Here is a 21,099-nt window from a genome sequence, read left to right as displayed (position 1 = left end):
CACGAACGGGACATCCGGCCCGGTGCGCAGTGCCGTACGGACTCTTGCCGGGTCGGGTACTGGGCCATACGGTGGGCGGCCCGGTGCGTGTTGTCCAGCCGTTAACCCCTGTTTCACTCCATGGAAGGTAAACAGAGGGCGACAGCTGTACGGCCAGCCCGGTGTCGCCACGGTGTTCGACTGGGGAGGCGGAAACCCCGAGCGAGGTGTTCCATAAGGCACACAGGGGGTTTCAAGCGCTCCTGGTGGGGAGGAAGTGAGGTGAGGGCCGGTCGGGTTCGCCGCTCCCGGCGGAGGTGGGGGGCTGGTGGTGGACCGGCTGGTCCGGCTGGGTCTCAGCCCGATCCGGGTGCGTTCCGGATCGGCAACAGCACAAGGGATCGGAGTTCTGCGTGGACATCGTCGTCAAGGGCCGCAAGACCGAGGTGCCCAAGAGGTTCCGCGAGCACGTGGCCGAGAAGCTGGAGAAGGTCCAGAAGTTCGACGGCAAGGTGATCAGCCTCGACGTCGAGGTGTCCAAGGAGCACAACCCGCGTCAGGCGGACCGGTCCGAGCGGGTGGAGATCACTCTCCGTACCCGGGGGCCGGTGATCCGGGCCGAGGCCGCCGCGAGCGACCCGTACGCGGCGCTCGACCTGGCTTCGGCGAAGCTCGACGCGCAGCTGCGCAAGTCCGCGGACCGTCGCCGGGTGCACAAGGGCGGCAACGGCCGCACCCCCGTCAGCGTCGCCGCCGCGACGGCCGCGCTGGCCAACCTGCCCGCGACGGAGCAGACCGAGGGCCCGGTCAACGGGTCGGCCCGCAAGACCATGATGGGATCGCTGGAGGTGGAGGGCGACGGACCGCTCGTCGTCCGCGAGAAGACGCACCCTGCAGCACCGATGTCGCTGGACCAGGCGCTGTACGAGATGGAACTCGTCGGCCACGACTTCTTCCTGTTCGTGGAGAAGGACAGCGGCCTGCCGAGCGTGGTGTACCGCCGGCACGGCTACCACTACGGCGTCATCCACCTGAAGGAGGACGCGACGGCGATCGGCGGTGGCGCCGGCGGCGCGATCAACGCGCTCGACGAGGACTGATCCCGTCCCGTCGGCCGTACGACAGATCGATCGACCGGTGACCCCGGCGGCCCGCGCCGCCGGGGTCACCCAGCTGGGCGGTCCGGTGTCGGAGGGTGATCAACGCCCCTGCGGTCATGGAATGATGGAGCCGACATCGACCGGCGACCGGGGGGAGGAGCGGATGGGCGAGCCCATCGGCCGTGGTGCACACGGTCCGGGCGCGGACGGCGGGGCCGACGACCCGCCGGGCTACGGAGGGCACCGCGCCGAACCGATCCGGGTGCTGGTGGTCGACGACCACGCGCTGTTCCGCCGCGGCCTGGAGATCGTGCTGGCCGAGGAGGAGGACATCCGGGTCATCGGCGAGGCGGGGGACGGCGCGGAGGCCGTGCTCAAGGCCGCCGACCTGCTGCCGGACATCATCCTGATGGACGTCCGGATGCCCCGCCGCAGCGGTATCGAGGCCTGCACCGCGATCAAGGACGTGGTGCCCAGCGCCAAGATCATCATGCTGACGATCAGCGACGAGGAGGCCGACCTCTACGAGGCGATCAAGGCGGGCGCCACCGGCTACCTGCTCAAGGAGATCTCCACCGACGAGGTGGCCACCGCGATCCGCGCGGTCGCCGACGGCCAGTCGCAGATCAGCCCCTCGATGGCGGCCAAGCTGCTCACCGAGTTCAAGTCGATGATCCAACGCCGTTCCGACGACCGGGAGTTGGTGCCCGCCCCGCGGCTCACCGACCGGGAGCTGGAGGTGCTCAAGCTGGTGGCGACCGGGATGAACAACCGGGAGATCGCCAAGGAGCTCTTCATCAGCGAGAACACCGTGAAGAACCACGTCCGCAACATCCTGGAGAAGCTGCAGCTGCACTCCCGGATGGAGGCCGTGGTCTACGCGATGCGCGAGAAGATCCTCGAAATAGGCTGACCGCCGGCCGCCGGCCTCACAGCAGCGCCTCCAGGGCCGGGCGCATCCGCTCGTCCGCCAGCAGCTCCACCCGGACGCTGTCGCAGCCCACCCAGGACGCCGCCTCGCGCAGCGCCTCGGCGAGCGGCGCCACGTACGCGGGCCCCGTCAGGGAGACCTGACGGGCCACCAGGGTGCGGCCCTCGCGCGCCGGGTCCACCCGGCCGACCAGCCGGCCGCCGGCGAGCAGCGGCATCGCGAAGTAGCCGTGCACCCGCTTGTGCCTGGGCGTGTACGCCTCCAGTCGGTGCGACATGCCGAAGATCCGCTCGGTGCGGGCGCGGTCCCAGATCAGCGAGTCGAACGGCGACAGCAGTGTGGTGCGGTGCCGCCCGCGCGGCTCGGAGGCCAGCGCCGCCGGATCGGCCCAGGCCGCCGCCGGCCAGCCCTCGACCTGCACCGGCACCAGCCCGGACGCCTCCAGCACCGCGTCGACCTGGGCGCCCTTGAGGCGGTGGTGGTCCATCAGGTCCGCCCGGGTGGCCACCCCGAGCGCGGCGCCCGCCTGCGCGACCAGCCGCCGCAGGCACTCCTCGTCGGAGAGGTCCGTCTCGAACAGCTCCGCCGGGACGGCCCGCTCGGCCGCCTCGTAGACCCGCTTCCAGCCGCGCCGCTCGGTGCACACCACGTCGCCGAAGGCGAGCGCCCGCTCCACCGCGATCTTGGTGTCGGACCAGTCCCACCACTCCGCGGTGCGCTTCGCGCCGCCCAGACCCGTCGAGGTCAGCGGCCCCTCGGCGCGCAGCCGGTCCAGCACCGACCGGTACGTCTCCGGGGAGACCGGGTGGCCCCAGAGGTTGCCGCGCGCCCGGTAGGCGCGGCGGCGGAAGGCGAACAGCGGCCACTCCTCCATCGGCAGGATGCAGGCCGCGTGGGACCAGTACTCGAAGGTCGTCTCCGAGCCCCAGTAGGCGCCCTCCACCGCCGGGCGCCCCACCGCGCCGAGCCGGGCGTAGGGGACCAGCTCGTGCGACCTGGCCAGCACCGAGATGGTGTCCAGCTGGACGGCGCCCAGGTGCCGCAGCACCCCGCGCACCCCGGCGCGGCGGTCCGGGGCGCCCAGCAGCCCCTGGGCGCGAAGGGCGATCCGGCGGGCCTGGTCGGCGGAGAGCACAACGGTCATGCCGGGCAGCGTAGGCCCTGCCACCGACAACCGGACGGGGCGCCGGGAACCCGCCGGGCCCGCCGGAGGTTGTCGTGGTGAGGAGGCGCGGTGACCGATTTGCCCCGGGCCCGGTGCTTCACAGCGCTTTGCCCCTGCGGGTGACACAGGAATACCGTGCTGACGGACCTCCCGGCGGCTTGTCCTCCTCGCATACGATGACCCGTACGGTGGGGTAGGTCTCGCCGACTGTCGTCCAGAGCCGATCCAGGCAAGGAGCCCGCTCACGTGTCCGTCTTCGACAAGATCCTGCGCGCAGGCGAAGGCAAGATCCTTCGCAAGCTGCAGCGGATTGCCGCCCAGGTCAACTCGATCGAAGAGGACTTCGTCAACCTCACCGACGACGAGCTGCGCGCGCTGACCGACGAGTACAAGGCCCGCATCGCCGAGGGCGAGAGCCTGGACGACATCATGCCCGAGGCCTTCGCGACCGTCCGCGAGGCGGCCAAGCGCGTGCTCGGCCAGCGCCACTACGACGTGCAGATCATGGGCGGCGCCGCGCTGCACTTCGGCTACGTCGCCGAGATGCGCACCGGCGAGGGCAAGACCCTCGTCGGCACCCTGCCCGCGTACCTCAACGCGCTCACCGGCAAGGGCGTCCACCTGATCACCGTCAACGACTACCTCGCCGAGCGCGACTCGGAGTGGATGGGCCGGGTGCACCGCTTCCTCGGCCTCGAGGTCGGCGTGATCCTGGCGAACATGTCGCCGGCCGAGCGCAAGCGCCAGTACGGGATGGACATCACGTACGGCACCAACAACGAGTTCGGCTTCGACTACCTCCGCGACAACATGGCCTGGGCGCAGGACGAGCTCGTCCAGCGCGGCCACAACTTCGCGATCGTCGACGAGGTCGACTCGATCCTGATCGACGAGGCCCGCACCCCGCTGATCATCTCCGGCCCGGCCGACCAGGCCACCAAGTGGTACAACGACTTCGCCAAGCTGGTGCAGCGCCTCAAGCGCGAGCGCGACTACGAGGTCGACGAGAAGAAGCGCACCGTCGGCATCCTGGAGGAGGGCGTCGGCCGGGTCGAGGACTACCTCGGCATCGACAACCTCTACGAGTCGGTGAACACCCCGCTGGTCGGCTTCCTCAACAACGCCATCAAGGCCAAGGAGCTCTACAAGGTCGACAAGGACTACGTCGTCATCAACGGCGAGGTCATGATCGTCGACGAGCACACCGGCCGCATCCTGGCCGGCCGCCGCTACAACGAGGGCATGCACCAGGCGATCGAGGCCAAGGAGGGGGTGGAGGTCCAGAACGAGAACCAGACGCTGGCCACCATCACCCTGCAGAACTTCTTCCGCCTCTACGACAAGCTCTCCGGCATGACCGGTACCGGCACCACCGAGGCCGCCGAGTTCCACCAGATCTACAAGCTCGGCGTGGTGCCGATCCCCACCAACAAGACGCCGCGCCGCATCGACCAGCCCGACCTGATCTACAAGTCGGAGCCGGCGAAGTTCGCCGCGGTGGTCGAGGACATCGCCGAGAAGCACGAGAAGGGCCAGCCCGTCCTGGTCGGCACCGTCTCGGTCGAGAAGTCCGAGTACCTCTCCCAGGAGCTGCGCAAGCGCGGCATCCCGCACGAGGTGCTGAACGCCAAGCACCACGAGCGCGAGGCGCAGATCGTCGCGCAGGCCGGCCGCAAGGGTGCCGTCACCGTCGCCACCAACATGGCCGGCCGCGGCACCGACATCATGCTCGGCGGCAACGCCGAGCACCTCGCCGCCGCCGAGCTCGCCCAGCGCGGCATCACCCCGGAGGACACCCCGGAGGAGTACGAGGCCGCCTTCCCGAGCGCCCTGGACAAGGCCAAGGAGGCCGTCAAGGCCGAGCAGGAGGAGGTCCAGGAACTCGGCGGCCTGTACGTGCTGGGCACCGAGCGCCACGAGTCCCGCCGGATCGACAACCAGCTGCGCGGCCGCTCCGGCCGCCAGGGCGACCCGGGCGAGTCCCGCTTCTACCTGTCGCTCGGCGACGACCTGATGCGCCTGTTCAAGGCCGGCATGGTCGAGCGCGTCCTGTCGATGGCGAATGTGCCCGAGGACGTGCCGATCGAGTCGAAGATGGTCACCCGCGCCATCGCCTCCGCGCAGACCCAGGTCGAGCAGCAGAACTTCGAGATCCGCAAGAACGTCCTCAAGTACGACGAGGTCCTCAACCGCCAGCGCGAGGTCATCTACGGCGAGCGCCGCCGCGTCCTGGAGGGCGAGGACCTGCAGGAGCAGGTCGGCCACTTCATGGACGACACCGTGGAGGCGTACGTCACCGCCGCCACCGGCGAGGGCTTCGAGGACGACTGGGACCTCGAGAAGCTCTGGACAGCCCTCAAGCAGCTGTACCCGGTCGGCCTCGACCTGGAGGAGCTGGAGGAGGAGGCCGGCGGCACCGCCGGGCTGACCCCCGAGTTCCTCACCCAGGCGATCCAGGAGGACATCCAGGGCGCCTACGGCCGCCGCGAGGACCAGCTCGGCGAGCAGATCATGCGCGAGCTGGAGCGCCGCGTGGTGCTGTCCGTGCTGGACCGCCGCTGGCGCGAGCACCTCTACGAGATGGACTACCTCCAGGAGGGCATCGCGCTGCGCGCCTACGCCCAGCGCGACCCGCTGGTCGAGTACCAGCGCGAGGGCTACGACATGTTCTCCGCCATGATGGAGGGCATCAAGGAGGAGTCCGTCGGCTACCTGTTCAACCTGGAGGTCCAGGTCGAGCAGCAGGTCGAGGAGGTCCCGGTCGCCGAGGACGCCGTCGTCCTGGAGAAGACCGACGCCCGCCCGGAGATCAAGGCCAAGGGCCTGGAGGCCCCGGCCCGCCAGCGGCTGCACTACACCGCGCCGACCGTCGACGGCGACGAGACCGTCATCGAGGGCGACTTCGACGACGCCGGCGCCGACGAGGGCGACGGGATGACCCGCGCCGAGCGCCGCCGGGCCGCCAAGGCCGCCGGCCGCGGCCGGCGCCGCAAGGGCTGACCCGCAGCGAGACCGCCCGCAGGGCGCCGCACCCCGAGCCGGGGGCGGCGCCCTGCGGCGTCCCCGGGCCGGCCGCGCTCAGCGGGCCTCCACCGCCGCGCACTGCCACTGCTCGGTCCGCCGGTGCCGCTCCAGCCGGAAGGCCACCACGTGGTGGCGCGGCCCGAACTCCACCCGGACGCAGACCTCCAGGGCGTCCGGCGCGGGCGCCGAGTCATGCACCCGGCCCAGCCGGGGCTGCGGGGCGCGCCCGCGCGGGCGCAGCGGTCCCGTCCGGACGAGCACGGCGAGCTGCTGGTAGCCCTGCAGCGTGGTGTGCCGCTGCAGCTGGCCCACCGGGCGGACCCCGGTCAGCACTTCGACCAGCCGGTGCGCGAAGCGGACCGCCAGATCGCCCTGCCCGGCACCGCGGGAGGGGGCGCACTGCGACCGCGGACGGCGCGGCGGGCGCGGTTCCCCGGCACCCGGGCGCGGGGCGGCGGCGTCCGGGGTGCCGGTGTGCCCGGCGGCCGCGTGCCGGCCCGGATGCGGGTGGCGGACGGGCCGGCGCGGCTGCACCCGTCCCGACCCGTGCACCAGCGGCCGGACCAGCGGCGGCGCCGCAGGGTCCGCGGCGTGCCGTGCGGCGTGGACGGGGGCGGTGGCGCGGTGCTCGGCCATCGGCCGGCCTCCTGTCGGTCTGGTTCCGGCGGGGTCTGCTGCTGTTGCTATCGACCGCCCGCGGCGCCGCTGAAGGACCCGCCGCCGGCGGCCGGGGGACCGCCGCGATGTCACCTATCCGGGTGAGGCGGCCCGTGCTGCCGGGCCGGTCGGAGCGGTCCGGCGTGCGGCCGGTTGACGTGCGGGAAGGCCCGGAGGTGCACGAAGGAGTACGGACGGGGCAGGTGAAAACCTCGGTGCACGGCGGCCGGGCGGCCGGACCTACCGGCCGGTAGGGCGGAGGATCGGCAGGCGGACGATCCCAGGGAGGCGGCATGGCGACCGAGGTGACCACCGGCGGCGGACCGGCCGCGGCGCAGCGGGCGGGCGGACCCCGGCGCGGGCTGGTGCTCGGCGGCGGCGGCATGCTCGGCGCCGCCTGGACGGTCGGGGCGCTGTGCGCGGTCGAGGAGGCCACCGGCTGGCGGCCCGGCTCGGCGGACGTCGTCCTCGGGACCTCGGCCGGGGCCATCCTCGGCGCCCTGCTCGCGGCCGGCGTCCAGCCGGGAGAGCTCCGCGACCACCAGCACGGGCTGCCGATCACCACCGGCCCGCTGGCCGGCGTCGCGTTCGACTACGACACGGCGGCCGGCGGCGCGCTGCCGCCGCGGCCCGCACCCGGCATCGGCTCGCCCGGCCTGCTCCGGGACGCCGTCCGGCACCCGCGCGAGTACCCCTTCCTCACCATGGTCTCCGCCGTCGTCCCGCCCGGACGCGGCTCGGTGGCACCGGTCGGCGAGCTGGTGCGCGCGCTGCCCGGCGGGGACGGCTGGCCGGACGGCTCCCCGCTGCGGGTGGTCGCGGTGGACTACCGCAGCGGCCGCCGGGTGGTCTTCGGCGACGCCGGGGCGCCGCCCGCACCGATGGCCGACGCGGTGATGGCGTCCTGTGCGATCCCCGGCTGGTTCGCGCCGGTCGAGGTGGCCGGCGGCCCCTACGTCGACGGCGGCTGCTGGTCGGCGACCAACGCGGACCTGATGGTCGGACGCGGCCTGGACGAGATCTACGTGCTCGCGCCGATGGCCCTGCGGCTGCACCCGGAGGGGCGTGCCGAGCCCGGCCGGGGCGCGGTCGCCGCACTGCGCGAGTGGCGGGCCCGGGACCGGCCGCGCGGCATGCTCGCCCAGCTGGTCAGCCGCTACCGACGCACCGTCACCCGGCAGATGATGCGCGAGGCGCGGCTGCTGCGCTCCTCCGGCACCCGGGTGCAGCTGCTCGCCCCGACCCTGGCCGACCTGGCCGTGATGGGCCCCAACATGATGGACCCGGCCCGCCGGCCCGAGGTGCTGGACTCGGCGCTGCGCACCACCCTGGGGGCGCTCGGCGCGCCGCGCTGACCCACCGGTGCGCACGGTCTCCGCCGTCCGGGCCGTGCGGTGATCACCGGGCCCGTATCCTTGGGGGCGCGGCGGTCGCGGCCCGACGGTCCGCACGACCCAGGACACCACCCAGGAGCGGAGTGCCAGCGATGCGCGTGTACGTGCCCACCACGTTGACCGGCCTGGCGGCCGCGTACCCCGGCGGCGTCCTGGAGCAGGTCGCGGCCTACGCCGTCACCCCCGCGCTGCGCGAGTGGTACGTCAGCGACGACATCGAGGAGCTGGAGTACGCGGCGCTGAACCGTGCCGCGCACGCCTCCGTGCGGCTGCTGGCGGCCGACCCGGCGGCGCCGCGCCGGCGGGTCGTCGTCGCGGTGGAGGTCGCGGACTCCGCGGTCGGCGCGTTCGCCGGCGACGAGTACCAGGACCAGGCCTCGCTCGGCCGGGTGGTGCTGCACGGTCCGGTGCCGCTGGCCAAGGCCGCCGCGGTCCACGCGGACGTCGCCGACGCGGACGTGGTCGCCGACGTGGCGGCCGCGGCCGGCGCGGTCGAGGCGGCCGACAAGGGCGACGAGGACGCCCAGTTCACCGTCGACGGCGCCGAGGACCACGAGCTGCTCTGGTTCGCCACCCAGGAGATCCCGGGCCTGCTGGCCTGACCGTCGGTGCCGGCAGGTAGCGTTCCTGGGATGCGCACGCACATCGTCTGGGACTGGAACGGCACGCTCTTCCACGACATGGAGGCCGTGCTGGGCGCCAGCAACGCCGCCTTCGCGACCGTCGGGCTGGACCCGCTCAGCCTGCAGGAGTACCGCGAGCTCTACGAGATCCCGATCCCGCGCTTCTACCAGCGGCTGCTCGGCCGGGTGCCCAGCCAGGCCGAGTGGGAGGCGCTGGACGACGCGTTCCACGACCGCTACCGCGAGCTCAGCCCGGACTGCGGCCTCACCACGGGCGTCCCGGACCTGCTGAACGGCTGGCTGGCCCGGCCCGGCCGCAGCCAGTCGCTGCTGTCGATGTACGAGCACGAGCGGCTGGTGCCCGTGGTGGACGCCTTCGGGCTGACCGACCGGTTCCTGCGGGTGGACGGCCGCACCGGCGCCTCCGGCGGCCGCAAGGCCGGCTTCCTGGCCGCCCACCTCACGGCGCTCGGCCCGGACCTGGAGCCCGCCCGTACGGTGCTGATCGGCGACGCCGTGGACGACGCGCAGGCCGCCCTGGAGTCGGGGATCCACGCCGTGCTGTACACCGGCGGCTCGCACACCCGGGAGAAGCTGGAGGTCGTCGGCGTGCCGGTGGTGGACTCCCTCGCCGAGGCCGTCGCGGTGGCCGAGGAACTGACCGGCTGACCGGTCGACCCGGCCGGCCCGGGTCGGCCGGGTCGGTGATCGCGGTCGGCCGGCTCGGCGGGTGCGGCCGGGGGCAGGCGTGTCGGCGGGCCCGGATCCGGGCGGTGACGGTCAACCTGGTGGGGCAGCCGTCACCGGAACGAGCGGAGCCCCGCATGCCCCTGGACGCCGTCACCCGGGTCCCCGTCCCCCTCGGCGAGCCGGTACGCGGCCACGCCCCCGGCAGCGCCGAGCGGGAGCGGCTGGAACGCCGGCTGGACGAGCTCGCTGCCGAACCCGTGCCGCTGCCGATGACGATCGCCGGCGAGCAGCGGTTCGGCGGCGGCGAGCGGATCGACGTCGTCCAGCCGCACCACCGCGCCGCCCGGCTCGGCGTGCTCGGCAGCGCCACCCACGAGGACGCCCGGCTCGCCGTGGACGCCGCGCTCGCCGCGGCCCCGGACTGGCGGGCCCTGCCCTTCGACGAGCGGGCCGCCGTCCTCCTGCGCGCCGCCGACCTGCTGGCCGGCCCCTGGCGGGAGACCCTCGCCGCGGCCACCGTGCTCGGCCAGTCCAAGACCGCCCTGCAGGCCGAACTCGACGCCGTCTGCGCCCTCGCCGACCTCTGGCGGTCCGGGGTGCACACCGCCCGGCGGATCCTCGCCGAACAGCCCGCCTCGCCGCCCGGGACGTGGCGGCGCGCCGACCACCGGCCGCTGGACGGCTTCGCCTACGTGCTCACCAGGTTCGACTCCACGGCCGCCGCCGGGTACGCGGCCACCGCCCCCGCACTGATGGGCAACACCGTGGTCTGGAAGCCCGCGCCCGCCCAGACCTTCGCCGCCCACCACCTCATGCGGCTGCTGGAGGCGGCCGGACTGCCGCCCGGCGTGGTCAACCTGGTCACCGGCGACGGCCGGGCGGCCTCGCAGGTCGCCCTCGCCAGCCCCGCCCTCGCCGGACTGCACTTCACCGGCACCGCCGCGGCCTTCCACGGCCTGTGGACGGAGATCGCCGCGCACCTCGACCGCTACCGCAACCGGCCGAGGATCACCGGCGAGACCGGCGGCAAGGGCTTCCTGCTCGCCCACCCGTCGGCCGACCCGGACCTGCTGCGCACCGCGCTGGTCCACGGCGCCTTCGCCCACCAGGGGCAGGGCCGCTCCGCGCTCGGCCGCGCCCACCTGCCGCGCACCCTCTGGCGGCGGATCCGCGCCGACCTGCTCGCCGAGGTCGACGCGCTGGCCGTCGGCGACGTCACCGACCTCGGCACCGCCATGGGCGCGCTGATCGACGGACCGGCCTACGAGCGGACCCGCGCCGCGATCGAGCGGGCCGGACGCGACCCGGGCACGGAGCTCGCGGCCGGCGGCCAGTACGACGACGCCATCGGCTGGTTCGTCCGCCCGACCGTGCTGGACTGCGCCGACGGCCGCGGCGAGGTCTTCCGGACGGACTGCCCCGGCCCGGTCCTGGCCGTCCGGGTGTACGAGGACGCGGACTGGGAAGCCGCCTTGCACCGGGTGTGCACCGACGCCCCGCAGGCACCGACCGGCTCGGTGCTCGCCCGGGACCGGTACGCGACCGCGCAGGCCGTCGACCGGCTGCGGTTCGCCGCCGCCGGCCTCCGCGTCAACGGCGGGCCGGGCGGCACCGGCGACCGCGTCGGCGCCGCCGCCGACCTGCTCCGATGGACGTCGGTCCGCGCGGTCGAGGAGGCCTTCGGGGCGCCCGCCGGTGACAGCCGGACGCACCCGGGGTGACGGGACGGAAACAGCTGACAGGGGCTGACATGAAGTGACCCGCCGGTTTGGACAAGGTGTCCAGTAGGGCGTCGGCATCCTGCAGGATTGCTCCTCCGTGTCCCCTGACACCTTCGTTTCATCAGGTTAGGCTGACTGGCGTCGCCGGGCCTTCCCCCGCTGGCCAAACGAGCTGTCGTACCCAGGTGCAGGGCTTCTCATGCGTGGCACGAGCGGTTTTCGCCCCCGGGATGCGGGAGCATTGCGGACAGACCCGGCGGTGCACACCCAGCCATCACCGAGTCACGCAACGGCGCGCGACAGGAGCCAAACAGTCATGCAGACCAAGCTGGACGCAGCCAAGGCCGAACTGCTCACCAAGGCAGCAGCAGCCGCTGAGAACAGCCAGGTGGGGGGAGCGGCGCCAGGGGAGGGTCTGAGCAACGGTGCTCTGGCCGCGTACCTGCACCACTACTACCTCCACACCGCGCCCGAGGACCTGGTCGACCGCGACCCGGTCGACGTCTACGGCGCGGCCGCCTCCCACTACCGGCTGGGCCTCAAGCGCCCGCAGGGGACGGCGGAGGTCCGGGTGCACACCCCGACCGTCGAGGAGAACGGCTGGAGCTGCGGCCACACCGTGGTCGAGGTCGTCACCGACGACATGCCCTTCCTCGTGGACTCGGTCACCAACGAGCTGACCCGCCTCGACCGCGGCATCCACCTCGTCGTCCACCCCCAGCTCGCCGTCCGCCGCGACATCACCGGCAAGCTGCTGGAGATCCTCGACATCGACGCCTGCTCGCGCAGCCAGGCCGCCGGCACCGAGTGGCCCGCCGACGCCGTCGTCGAGTCCTGGATGCACATCGAGATCGACCGCGAGACCGACCGCGCCGACCTCCGCTCCATCGAGACCAACCTGCGCCGCATCCTCGGCGACGTCCGCGAGGTCGTCGAGGACTGGTCCAAGATGCGCGACTCCGCGCTGCGCCTCGCCGACGAGCTCGCCGAGCAGCCCCCGGCCCACCTGCCCGAGCAGGAGGTCGGCGAGGCCTGGGAGCTCATGCGCTGGCTGGCCGACGACCACTTCACCTTCCTCGGCTACCGCGAGTACGACCTCGTCGAGCACGAGGGCGAAGAGGTCCTCAAGGCCGTCGCCGGCACCGGCCTGGGCATCCTGCGCGCCGACCCGCTGAGCCACGACAGCGACCACCACCCGGTCAGCGAGGCCTTCGGCCGGCTCTCCGCCCCCGTCCGCGCCAAGGCGCACGAGAAGAAGCTCCTCGTGCTCACCAAGGCCAACAGCCGTGCCACCGTGCACCGCCCCGCCTACCTCGACTACGTCGGCGTCAAGCGGTTCGACGCCAACGGCGAGGTCGTCGGCGAGCGCCGCTTCCTCGGCCTGTTCTCCTCCGCCGCGTACACCGAGTCGGTCACCCGCATCCCGGTCGTCCGCCGCAAGGTCCAGGAGGTCATCACCACCTCGGGCTTCTCCGGCGACAGCCACGACGGCCGCGACCTGCTGCAGATCCTGGAGACCTTCCCCCGGGACGAGATGTTCCAGACCCCGGCGGCGGAGCTCCAGGCCATCGCCACCAACGTCCTCTACCTGCAGGAGCGCCGCCGGCTGCGGCTGTTCCTCCGCCAGGACGAGTACGGGCGCTACTTCTCCGCGCTGGTCTACCTGCCGCGCGACCGCTACACCACCCGCATCCGGCTGCGCCTGACCGAGATCCTCAAGGAGGAGCTCAGCGGCGACGCGATCGACTACACGGTGTACGCCACCGAGTCGGTCCTCACCCGCCTGCACTTCGTCGTCCGGGTCGCCCCCGGCGCCGAGCTGCCGCAGCTCACCGACGCCGAGGTCGAGCGGATCGAGGCCAAGCTCGCCGAGGCCGCCCGCTTCTGGATGGACGGCTTCAACGACCAGCTCCACATCGAGCTGGGCGAGGAGCGCGCCGCCGAGCTCGCCCACAAGTACGCCAACGCCTTCCCCGACGGGTACCGCGCCGACTTCACCGCGCGCACCGCCGTCGCCGACCTCAAGCAGATCGAGGCGCTGCACGGCGAGGGCGACTTCCGGCTCAACCTGTACCAGCCGGTCGGCGCCGGCGACGACGAGCGCCGCTTCAAGATCTACCGGGTCGGCGGCCCGATCTCGCTCACCGAGGTCCTGCCCGTGCTGCAGCGCCTGGGCGTCGAGGTCCTCGACGAGCACCCGTACGCGCTGCGCCGCTCCGACGGCACCACCGCGTGGGTGTACGACTTCGGCCTGCGGCTGCGCGAGGCCACCGAGCTGACCGACGAGGCCCGCGAGCGCGTCCAGGAGGCCTTCTCGGCCACCTGGACGGGACGCGCAGAGAACGACGGCTTCAACGGCCTCGTCCTCACCGCCGGCCTGACGTGGCGCCAGGCCATGATGCTGCGCGCCTACGCCAAGTACCTCCGCCAGGCCGGGAGCACCTTCTCCCAGGACTACATGGAGGACGCGCTCCGCAACAACGCGCACACCACCCGCCTGTTGGTGAACCTCTTCGAGGCCCGGCTCAGCCCCAGCCACCGGCTGGGCGCCGACGAGCTCACCGAGGGCCTCATGGAGGAGCTCGACGGCGCGCTCGACGAGGTCGCCTCGCTCGACGAGGACCGCATCCTGCGCTCCTTCCTGCACCTCATCAAGGCCACCCTGCGGACGAACTTCTTCCAGCACGCCGACGACGGCGACTGGCACTCCTACGTGTCGATGAAGTTCGACCCGAAGGCGATCCCGGACCTGCCGGCGCCCCGCCCGGCCTTCGAGATCTGGGTGTACTCCCCGCGCGTCGAGGGCGTCCACCTGCGCTTCGGCAAGGTCGCCCGAGGCGGCCTGCGCTGGTCCGACCGCCGCGAGGACTTCCGCACCGAGATCCTCGGCCTGGTCAAGGCCCAGATGGTCAAGAACACCGTCATCGTGCCGGTCGGCGCCAAGGGCGGCTTCGTCGCCAAGCAGCTGCCGGACCCGTCGGTGGACCGCGACGCCTGGCTGGCCGAGGGCATCGCCTCGTACAAGACCTTCATCTCGGCGCTGCTCGACATCACCGACAACCTCAGGGGCGGCGAGGTCGTCCACCCGGTCGACGTCGTCCGCCACGACGAGGACGACACCTACCTGGTCGTCGCCGCGGACAAGGGCACCGCGACCTTCTCGGACATCGCCAACGGCGTCGCCGAGTCGTACGGCTTCTGGCTGGGCGACGCCTTCGCCTCCGGCGGCTCGGCCGGCTACGACCACAAGGGCATGGGCATCACCGCCCGCGGCGCCTGGGAGTCCGTCAAGCGGAACTTCCGCGAGATCGGCGTCGACACCCAGACCGAGGACTTCTCCGTCGTCGGCATCGGCGACATGTCCGGCGACGTCTTCGGCAACGGCATGCTGCTCAGCGAGCACATCCGACTGGTCGCCGCCTTCGACCACCGGCACATCTTCCTCGACCCGAACCCGGACGCCGCGGTCTCCTACGCCGAGCGCCGCCGGCTGTTCGACCTGCCCCGCAGCTCCTGGGACGACTACGACAAGTCGCTGATCTCCGCCGGCGGCGGCGTCTTCCCGCGCACCGCGAAGGCCATCCAGCTCTCCCCGCAGGTCCGCGAGCGGCTCGGCGTGCAGGCGGCCAAGATCACGCCGGCCGAGCTGATGAAGGCGATCCTGCAGGCGCCCGTCGACCTGTTCTGGAACGGCGGCATCGGCACCTACGTCAAGGCCTCCACCGAGACCAACGCCGAGGTCGGCGACAAGGCCAACGACGCGATCCGGGTCAACGGCAACCAGGTCCGCGCCCGGGTCATCGGCGAGGGCGGCAACCTCGGCTGCACCCAGCTCGGCCGCATCGAGTTCGCCGCGAGCGGCGGCCCCGAGGGCACCGGCGGCTGGATCAACACCGACGCCATCGACAACTCGGCCGGCGTCGACACCTCGGACCACGAGGTGAACATCAAGATCCTGCTCAACCAGGTCGTCGCCGACGGCGACATGACGGTCAAGCAGCGCAACGCGCTGCTCGCCGAGATGACCGACGAGGTCGGCCGCCTGGTGCTGCGCAACAACTACGCGCAGAACGTGGTGCTCGCCAACGCCGTCGCCCAGGCCGCCAGCATGGTCAACGTGCACGCCCGCATGATCAACCGGCTGGAGGCCGACGGGCAGCTCGACCGGGCCCTGGAGTTCCTGCCCGTCGAGAAGCAGATCCGCGAGCGCCAGCAGGCCGGCCGCGGGCTCTCCCAGCCCGAGCTGTCCGTCCTGCTCGCCTACACCAAGATCACGCTGGCCGACGAGCTGCTCGCCACCGACCTGCCCGACGACCCGTACTTCCGCGACGCGCTGCACCTGTACTTCCCCAGCGCGCTGCGGGCCCGGTTCGCCGACGCGATCGACAACCACCCGCTGCGCCGGGAGATCATCACCACCCTGATCGTCAACGACACGATCAACCGCGGCGGCTGCACCTTCGCCTTCCGGCTCCGCGAGGAGACCGGCGCGACGATGGAGGAGATCGCCCGCACCCACGCGGCCGCCCGCGCCGTCTTCGGCCTGGAGCAGCTCTGGGACCAGATCGAGGGCCTGGACAACAAGGTCGCGGCCCGGGTGCAGATCAAGATGCGCCTGCACGTCCGCCGGCTCGTCGAGCGCGCCACCCGCTGGATGCTCAACAACCGGCGCCAGCCGCTGGACATCGCCGGCACCATCGAGTTCTTCCACGACCGGGTCAACCAGGTCTGGGAGAGCCTGCCCAAGCCGCTCCGCGGCGAGGACCTCGGCTGGTTCGAGGCGGTCTACGAGGAGCTCGCCGCCGCCGGCGTGCCGGACGAACTGGCCAACCGGATCGCCGGACTCTCCTCGGCCTTCCCGACGCTCGACATCGTCGGCGTCGCGGACCGCTCCGACTCCGACGTGATGGAGGTCGCCGAGCTCTACTACGACCTCGCCGACCGCCTGCAGATCACCCACCTGCTGGACCGCATCATCGAGCTCCCGCGGACCGACCGCTGGTCCTCGATGGCCCGCGCCGCCATCCGCGAGGACCTCTTCGCGGCGCACTCCGCGCTCACCGCGGACGTGCTGGCCTGCGGCCCCGCCGGCTCCTCGCCGGAGGACCGCTACAAGGCCTGGGCGGACCTCAACGGCACCCTGCTCAGCCGCGCGAAGACCACGCTCGACGACATAAGGGGTTCGGACAACTACGAGCTGTCCAGCCTCTCGGTCGCGATGCGGGTCATCCGCACCCTGCTGCGCACCGGCCGCTGACCCGGCAGCTCCCGCGGGGGCGGACCGTCCGGTTCGGACGGTCCGCCCCCGCGGCGTTCCGGCGGCCGACCGGCCTCAGACCTTCAGGGCCGCGGCCACCGCCGCGCCGCCCACTGCGACGAAGGCCGCCAGCAGCAGCCGCACCGCCCGGTCGACCCAGTCGAACTTGGTGCCCGCGATCCGGGCGTTCGCCCACACCTGCCCGGCGATCTGCGCGGTCAGCGCGGCAGGGTCCGCGAGCAGTCCAGCCAGCGGCTGCGCCAGGCCGTCGGCCGTCGCACCGCTGCGGACGATGTGGTCGAAGTAGATCAGGCTCGACGCGGCGCCCTCCCCGCGTCGGCGCGGATACAGCGCCGCCCCCGCGCAGCCGGCCGCGGCCAGGACCAGCACGGCGGCGACCACCGTCGCGGACACCGCCCACGCTCCCGGTCCCCTCCCGCCGCCGACCAGGTTGAACAGCACGCCGCCCAGCACACCGGCCGCCGCCAAGACGACGCCGGCCTTGGTGTCGGCCTGGTTGATGGACGCGGTGACGCCGTCCAGAACCCGCCACGCGTGTCCCACGCTGCCGGAGTCGGCGGCGGACGGCGCCGCGACCGGACCTTCGGCGGGTGCACCTGCTTGCATGTCGATCCCCTTCCCCCTCGTGCCGGGCACGACGTGCGCATCGGCCGGCCCGCCGTCCCCCTCCCGGTCGGCGCGACACGGTGCACCGTACCTGCCCGGCAGCGGTCGCGGCGGAACCTCCGAGGAGGCGCCGCAGGTGCCCCGCGGCCCGGTCGGGGCGACTTCGCCGGAGTCGCCCCGAAGTCGTCCGAAAGTGTGTCAGAGTTGTTCCCCGGCAAGCCACTTGATGGCGGCATGGGCCCTGTGATGGGTCCCGTGCGTGCCGGGTGGGAGGGGTTGTGCCGGAGGACCGACCCGTCTGGCCCGACCGGAGCTTCCTGGGCTCGCTCGAGCGGACCGCGGAGCAGGACCTCCTGCGAGCGGGCCGGGAGCGCGTCTTTCGGCGAGGAGAGACCATCCTGGACCACGGTGACGACAGCAGGCACCTCGTGCTCCTGCTGTCCGGCCTTGCCAAGGTCGTCGGATCCGCGGCGCCGGGGTACGAAAGCGTGCTGGCGCTGCGGGCGGGCGGGGACCTGCTGGGCGAGATGGCCTTCCTGACCGGGATGCCGCGCTCGGCGAGGGTCGCGGCCGCCACGGCGGTGCGGGCCCGGGTCGTCCCGGCCGACGCCTTCACCCGCTTCCTGGCCGCGCACCCCACGGCCGCGACGGCCGTGGCCGAGACGGTGACCCACCGGCTCAGGGCCGCCAACGAGCGGCGGGCCGAGTTCGGGGCGCTGACCGCGCCGGCCCGGATCGCGCACACCCTCGCCGACGTGGCCGACGTCTACGGGCCGACCCCCGGCACGGGCTGGGTCGTCGGCCCGGAATGCACCCAGGCCGACCTGGCGTCGCTCGCCTCCGTCTCGGTCCGCACGGTCGAGAAGGTGCTGCGCGTCCTGGAGGAACGCGGCCTCGTCGAGCGCCGGCGACGGGCGCTCGTGGTCAAGGACCCGCGGTCGCTCCGCGGGGCGCAGGGCTGAATCCGTCTTTCCCGCCTGGGCGGGAAACGTGCCTCCGCCTGCGTGGAAACGTGTTGCCGCGCCCTGGCGGCCCGATCGCGGGCGCGGTGGAAGGAGAACAGTGAACGACAAGGACCGCTTCGCGCGGCATCTGGTCCTCGGCGTGGACGCCAAGGGCTACAGCGGCCACGACGCGGTCGGCCAGGACGAGCTGCAGAAGACCCTGCTCGGACTGCTCGACCGCGCGGCGCTGGCCGCAGGGCTCGACCGCAGCCGCTGGACGTGCCAGTACCAGGGGGACTGCGAGTTCTCCCTCGTTCCCCAGGACCAGCCGGAGCCGCGGATCGTCGACGACTTCATGCGCGAGCTCGACGCCGCCCTCGACCGCCACAACCACAGCCGGCTCCCCGAGTTCCGGCTCCGGCTCCGGGCCGCCGCGCACTTCGGCGTGGCGTACCCCTCGGACACCGGCTTCGCGGGCCAGGCGGCGGTCGTCGCGGCGCGCCTGCTCAACAGCGACGAGCTGAAGGCCGCACTGGAGGAGACGCCCGACGCGGACCTCGCCCTGGTGCTGTCCGACCGGGTCTTCACGGACATCGTGGCCAACCGGCACGTCTCCACCCGGCCGTCCGACTTCCTCCGGGTCGGGCTCGAGCTGAGGGACTACACCGGTGCGGCGTGGATCCGCCTCTTCCGGCGGAGCCGGCCGTCCGCGCCGGACCCGGCAGCCCCGCAGGCCCAGGACGGCGGCGCACCGCGGAGCGCGGCCGACGCGCCGGCCGCCGAACCCCCGCGGGCCCAGGTGCAGAACACCTTCCACGGCCCGGTCGAGGCCGGCGTGATCGGGATCAACCTGGGCGGCGGGAACCTCCGGTGAGCGGCACGGACCGGCCCGCCGAGCCGGCGTCCGACCCAGGGCCGGACCGCCCGGACGGCTCGCCGGAGGCCGCGCGGACACCCGCGGCGCAGGAGCCGGCGCCGGAGGAGACCGACACCGACCCGTCGGAACCGGACGAGGCGCAGGTACTTCAGAACATCAACAACTTCTACGGCCAGGTCGTCGTCGAGGGAACCGTCGGCATCACCACGGCCGCCCGGTCCGGCCGCCGCAGCGGCAAGGTCGCGACCCTGGAGATCGCCAGGGTCGAGCGGTGCTACCTGCCGCCGGACGCCCACCCGGTCGCGGCCGGCGTCCTGCGCGACCGCCACCTGGTGATCCTCACCGGGGTGGAGGGGACCGGTCGGGCCGCCGGCTCGACCATGCTGGCGCACCAGTTCCGGGCGGCCGACGGCGAGATCCTGCGCCTGCCGCCGACCCGCACGCTGGAGGAACTCGCCGACACCGGCTTCAAGGCCGGCACGGTCTACGTGGTGCAGGACTGGTCGCCGGCCGGCGGCGAGGGCGCCTCGGCCACGCTGTTCGACGCCGAGCAACTGTCCGGACGCCTGCGGGCCGCGCGCTCCCGCCTGGTCATCACGGCGGCACGCGGCAGCGCCGCCGTCCGCCACCTGCCGCAGTTCACCGTGCCGTGGACGACCGTGGACCCGGAACGCCTGCTCGCGCACTGCCTGGACCGGCTGGCCTGCCCGCGGCTGGACGCCGACGACCTGGCCAGGCTCACCGACCGGGCACGCCAACTCGCCCGGCCCGCCCGCATCGTGGAGCTCGCCGAAGGCCTGATCGACGGCGTCGACGCCGCGCTCGCCGCGGTCGCCGACAACGACGCCGCCCGGGTGCAGGCCTGGTTCGACGGCGCGGCGCCCACCCGCCGGACCCTCGCCGCCGTGGCGACCCTGGCGTTCTTCTCCGGCGTCGGGCTGCACGGCTTCGAGCGGCTCTCCGACGAACTGGACCGCCTGATCACCACTCACCTGGGCGCCGAAGCACCGGCCCCGTCGGAGCCGGCGGAGGCGGTGCCGTTCCCGCAGACCAGGGCCACCCTGATCGCCGAGTCGGGGCTGGGCGAGTTCTTCGCGGAGGAGGCGTCCGACCGCCCGTTCGGCTCGGAGCACCGGCCCGCCTTCCGCACCGGGCACCAGCAGCAGCTGTTCATGGCCGAGCTGTTCCGTCGGTACGGCACCGAACTGTGGGACCCCGTCCGCGCCTGGCTGGCCGGCGTGGTGCAGCGGCCCCTCGGCCCGGAGCACTTCGCCGTCGCCCGGGGTCTCGCGGCGCTGTGCCGCTGCAACCCGGCCGAGGTGACCGGCCTCCACCTCGACGGCTGGGCCGCCGGCCGGCTCCCGCAGCGCTTCACCGCCGTCGGCGTGCTGTGGGCGATGGCGCAGGACGACCTGCTCGCGCCGCTCGCCCTGCAGACCGCGGTCGGCTGGGCCCGGAACAGGGGACAGCAGCGCGCCATGACGGCGGCCGTGGCCCTCGGCGGCGTCCTCGGCCAGCGCTACCTGTCCGAAGCGCTGCGCTGGCTGTGGGTGCTCTCGCTGCGTGGGGACAGGATCCGGCCTTTCGCCCAACGGGCGCTCGGGCACCTGCTCGGCGTGGAGGCGGACGCCGCCTCCGGGTCGAGCGCCGTGCCGCGGTTCCTGCTGAGCAAGGTGCGGCCGCTGCTGCGCCCCGGCGCCGACGCCACGGACCGGCGGACGGCCCTCACCACCGTGCTGTCGGTGTTCGCCATGCCGCTGCCCGACTCGGACGTCCCGGTGGTCGCCCGGGTCGTCCAGGAACGGCCGGTCGACATCGCGCCGATCGCCGAGGTGTGGGCCACGGCGATCCACAGCGGCCCGCACCGGCTGGAAGCCGTCACCGTGCTGCGCCGCACCCTGCAGTCCCTCGAACAGCGCGGCGGTCCGTCCTCGGCCGCCGCCCGCCTGGGCGCCGAACTGCTGCCCAGGCTCCCCCCGGACGCCTACCAGGTCGTCGCCCGGGCGCTCACCCAGCCGCGGTGGGACCCCGAGGTGTCGCACAGCGTCCTCAAGGCCTTTCTCGACAGCCGTGCCGACAGGCCGGCCCACCCGTCCCTCCGTTGACCGAA

Annotated in this window: 13 protein-coding genes and 1 pseudogene; 11 read left to right on the top strand and 3 right to left on the bottom strand. The window is 73.2% G+C overall.

The genetic code is table 11. The features are described from left to right. The first annotated feature begins 392 nt into the window (after positions 1-392). Positions 393-1,079 carry a ribosome-associated translation inhibitor RaiA gene (raiA, locus tag AB0O09_RS26475; protein ID WP_344623395.1) on the top strand — a complete coding sequence of 229 codons (687 nt, stop codon included), beginning with the start codon at positions 393-395 and terminating at the stop codon, positions 1,077-1,079. 235 nt (positions 1,080-1,314) lie between these two features. Continuing rightward, positions 1,315-1,992: pseudogene (locus tag AB0O09_RS26470) on the top strand (response regulator transcription factor); the annotation flags it as partial. 16 nt (positions 1,993-2,008) lie between these two features. On the opposite strand, the gene AB0O09_RS26465 reads toward AB0O09_RS26470, so the two are convergent. After that, on the bottom strand, positions 2,009-3,154 hold the full coding sequence (locus tag AB0O09_RS26465) for a crosslink repair DNA glycosylase YcaQ family protein (protein ID WP_363545242.1): 1,146 nt from the start codon (positions 3,152-3,154) through the stop codon (positions 2,009-2,011). Positions 3,155-3,421: 267 nt separating this feature from the next. Here AB0O09_RS26465 and secA point away from each other — a divergent pair, with 267 nt between their 5' ends. Beyond that, positions 3,422-6,175: a preprotein translocase subunit SecA gene (gene secA / locus AB0O09_RS26460; protein ID WP_363545241.1), complete on the top strand. Its 2,754-nt coding sequence runs from the start codon at positions 3,422-3,424 to the stop codon at positions 6,173-6,175. A 78-nt stretch (positions 6,176-6,253) separates the two neighbouring features. Here the strand turns inward: secA and AB0O09_RS26455 are convergent, their stop codons facing one another. Then, positions 6,254-6,835 (bottom strand): Rv3235 family protein, encoded by a 582-nt coding sequence (locus AB0O09_RS26455; RefSeq protein ID WP_363545238.1) that lies wholly within the window; start codon positions 6,833-6,835, stop codon positions 6,254-6,256. Positions 6,836-7,149: 314 nt separating this feature from the next. On the opposite strand from AB0O09_RS26455, the gene AB0O09_RS26450 reads away from it, so the two are divergent. The 5 genes from AB0O09_RS26450 (at position 7,150) to AB0O09_RS26430 (ending at position 16,541) form a co-directional block, all read left to right on the top strand. Then, entirely contained in the window at positions 7,150-8,211 is a 1,062-nt protein-coding gene (locus AB0O09_RS26450) for a patatin-like phospholipase family protein (protein WP_363545235.1), read from the top strand. A 131-nt stretch (positions 8,212-8,342) separates the two neighbouring features. After that, complete coding sequence (locus tag AB0O09_RS26445; protein WP_363545232.1) at positions 8,343-8,852, top strand: hypothetical protein; 510 nt, start codon at positions 8,343-8,345, stop codon at positions 8,850-8,852. Between the two features lie 30 nt (positions 8,853-8,882). Next, positions 8,883-9,542, top strand: a complete 660-nt coding sequence (locus tag AB0O09_RS26440) for an HAD family hydrolase (protein WP_363545229.1) — start codon at positions 8,883-8,885, stop codon at positions 9,540-9,542. A 161-nt stretch (positions 9,543-9,703) separates the two neighbouring features. Then, the gene (locus AB0O09_RS26435) at positions 9,704-11,284 is read left to right on the top strand and encodes an aldehyde dehydrogenase family protein (protein ID WP_363545262.1); all 1,581 of its coding nucleotides are present in this window, start codon (positions 9,704-9,706) and stop codon (positions 11,282-11,284) included. 316 nt (positions 11,285-11,600) lie between these two features. Further along, positions 11,601-16,541, top strand: coding sequence for an NAD-glutamate dehydrogenase (locus AB0O09_RS26430; RefSeq protein WP_363545226.1), 4,941 nt, complete (start codon positions 11,601-11,603; stop codon positions 16,539-16,541). Positions 16,542-16,616: 75 nt separating this feature from the next. Here AB0O09_RS26430 and AB0O09_RS26425 read toward each other — a convergent pair whose 3' ends face one another. Beyond that, positions 16,617-17,168 (bottom strand): Pycsar system effector family protein, encoded by a 552-nt coding sequence (locus AB0O09_RS26425; RefSeq protein ID WP_363545223.1) that lies wholly within the window; start codon positions 17,166-17,168, stop codon positions 16,617-16,619. A 278-nt stretch (positions 17,169-17,446) separates the two neighbouring features. Between AB0O09_RS26425 and AB0O09_RS26420 the strand changes: the two genes are divergently transcribed. The 3 genes from AB0O09_RS26420 to AB0O09_RS26410 all read left to right on the top strand — a co-directional run bounded on the left by AB0O09_RS26420 (position 17,447) and on the right by AB0O09_RS26410 (position 21,094). After that, the gene (locus AB0O09_RS26420; RefSeq protein WP_363545220.1) at positions 17,447-18,130 is read left to right on the top strand and encodes a Crp/Fnr family transcriptional regulator; all 684 of its coding nucleotides are present in this window, start codon (positions 17,447-17,449) and stop codon (positions 18,128-18,130) included. A 100-nt stretch (positions 18,131-18,230) separates the two neighbouring features. Further along, entirely contained in the window at positions 18,231-18,986 is a 756-nt protein-coding gene (locus AB0O09_RS26415; RefSeq protein ID WP_363545217.1) for a hypothetical protein, read from the top strand. Continuing rightward, complete coding sequence (locus AB0O09_RS26410; RefSeq protein WP_363545214.1) at positions 18,983-21,094, top strand: hypothetical protein; 2,112 nt, start codon at positions 18,983-18,985, stop codon at positions 21,092-21,094. Before AB0O09_RS26415 ends, AB0O09_RS26410 begins: the two co-directional genes overlap by 4 nt. Positions 21,095-21,099: the final 5 nt, after the last annotated feature.

The sequence above is a fragment of the Kitasatospora sp. NPDC093679 genome (assembly GCF_040683455.1).
GTDB classification, from domain to species: Bacteria; Actinomycetota; Actinomycetes; order Streptomycetales; family Streptomycetaceae; genus Kitasatospora; species Kitasatospora arboriphila.
Note: the sequence above shows the minus strand (reverse complement) of the source record. Positions and strands in the feature narration are given on the sequence as shown.

What these genes read in the sequence shown, in the direction of transcription:
- AB0O09_RS26440 (WP_363545229.1), top strand. Translation starts at nt 8,883, where the DNA reads ATGCGCACGCACATCGTCTGGGACTGGAACGGCACGCTCTTCCACGAC.
- AB0O09_RS26465 (WP_363545242.1), bottom strand. Translation starts at nt 3,154, where the DNA reads ATGACCGTTGTGCTCTCCGCCGACCAGGCCCGCCGGATCGCCCTTCGC.
- AB0O09_RS26445 (WP_363545232.1), top strand. Translation starts at nt 8,343, where the DNA reads ATGCGCGTGTACGTGCCCACCACGTTGACCGGCCTGGCGGCCGCGTAC.
- AB0O09_RS26430 (WP_363545226.1), top strand. Translation starts at nt 11,601, where the DNA reads ATGCAGACCAAGCTGGACGCAGCCAAGGCCGAACTGCTCACCAAGGCA.
- AB0O09_RS26450 (WP_363545235.1), top strand. Translation starts at nt 7,150, where the DNA reads ATGGCGACCGAGGTGACCACCGGCGGCGGACCGGCCGCGGCGCAGCGG.
- AB0O09_RS26455 (WP_363545238.1), bottom strand. Translation starts at nt 6,835, where the DNA reads ATGGCCGAGCACCGCGCCACCGCCCCCGTCCACGCCGCACGGCACGCC.
- AB0O09_RS26425 (WP_363545223.1), bottom strand. Translation starts at nt 17,168, where the DNA reads ATGCAAGCAGGTGCACCCGCCGAAGGTCCGGTCGCGGCGCCGTCCGCC.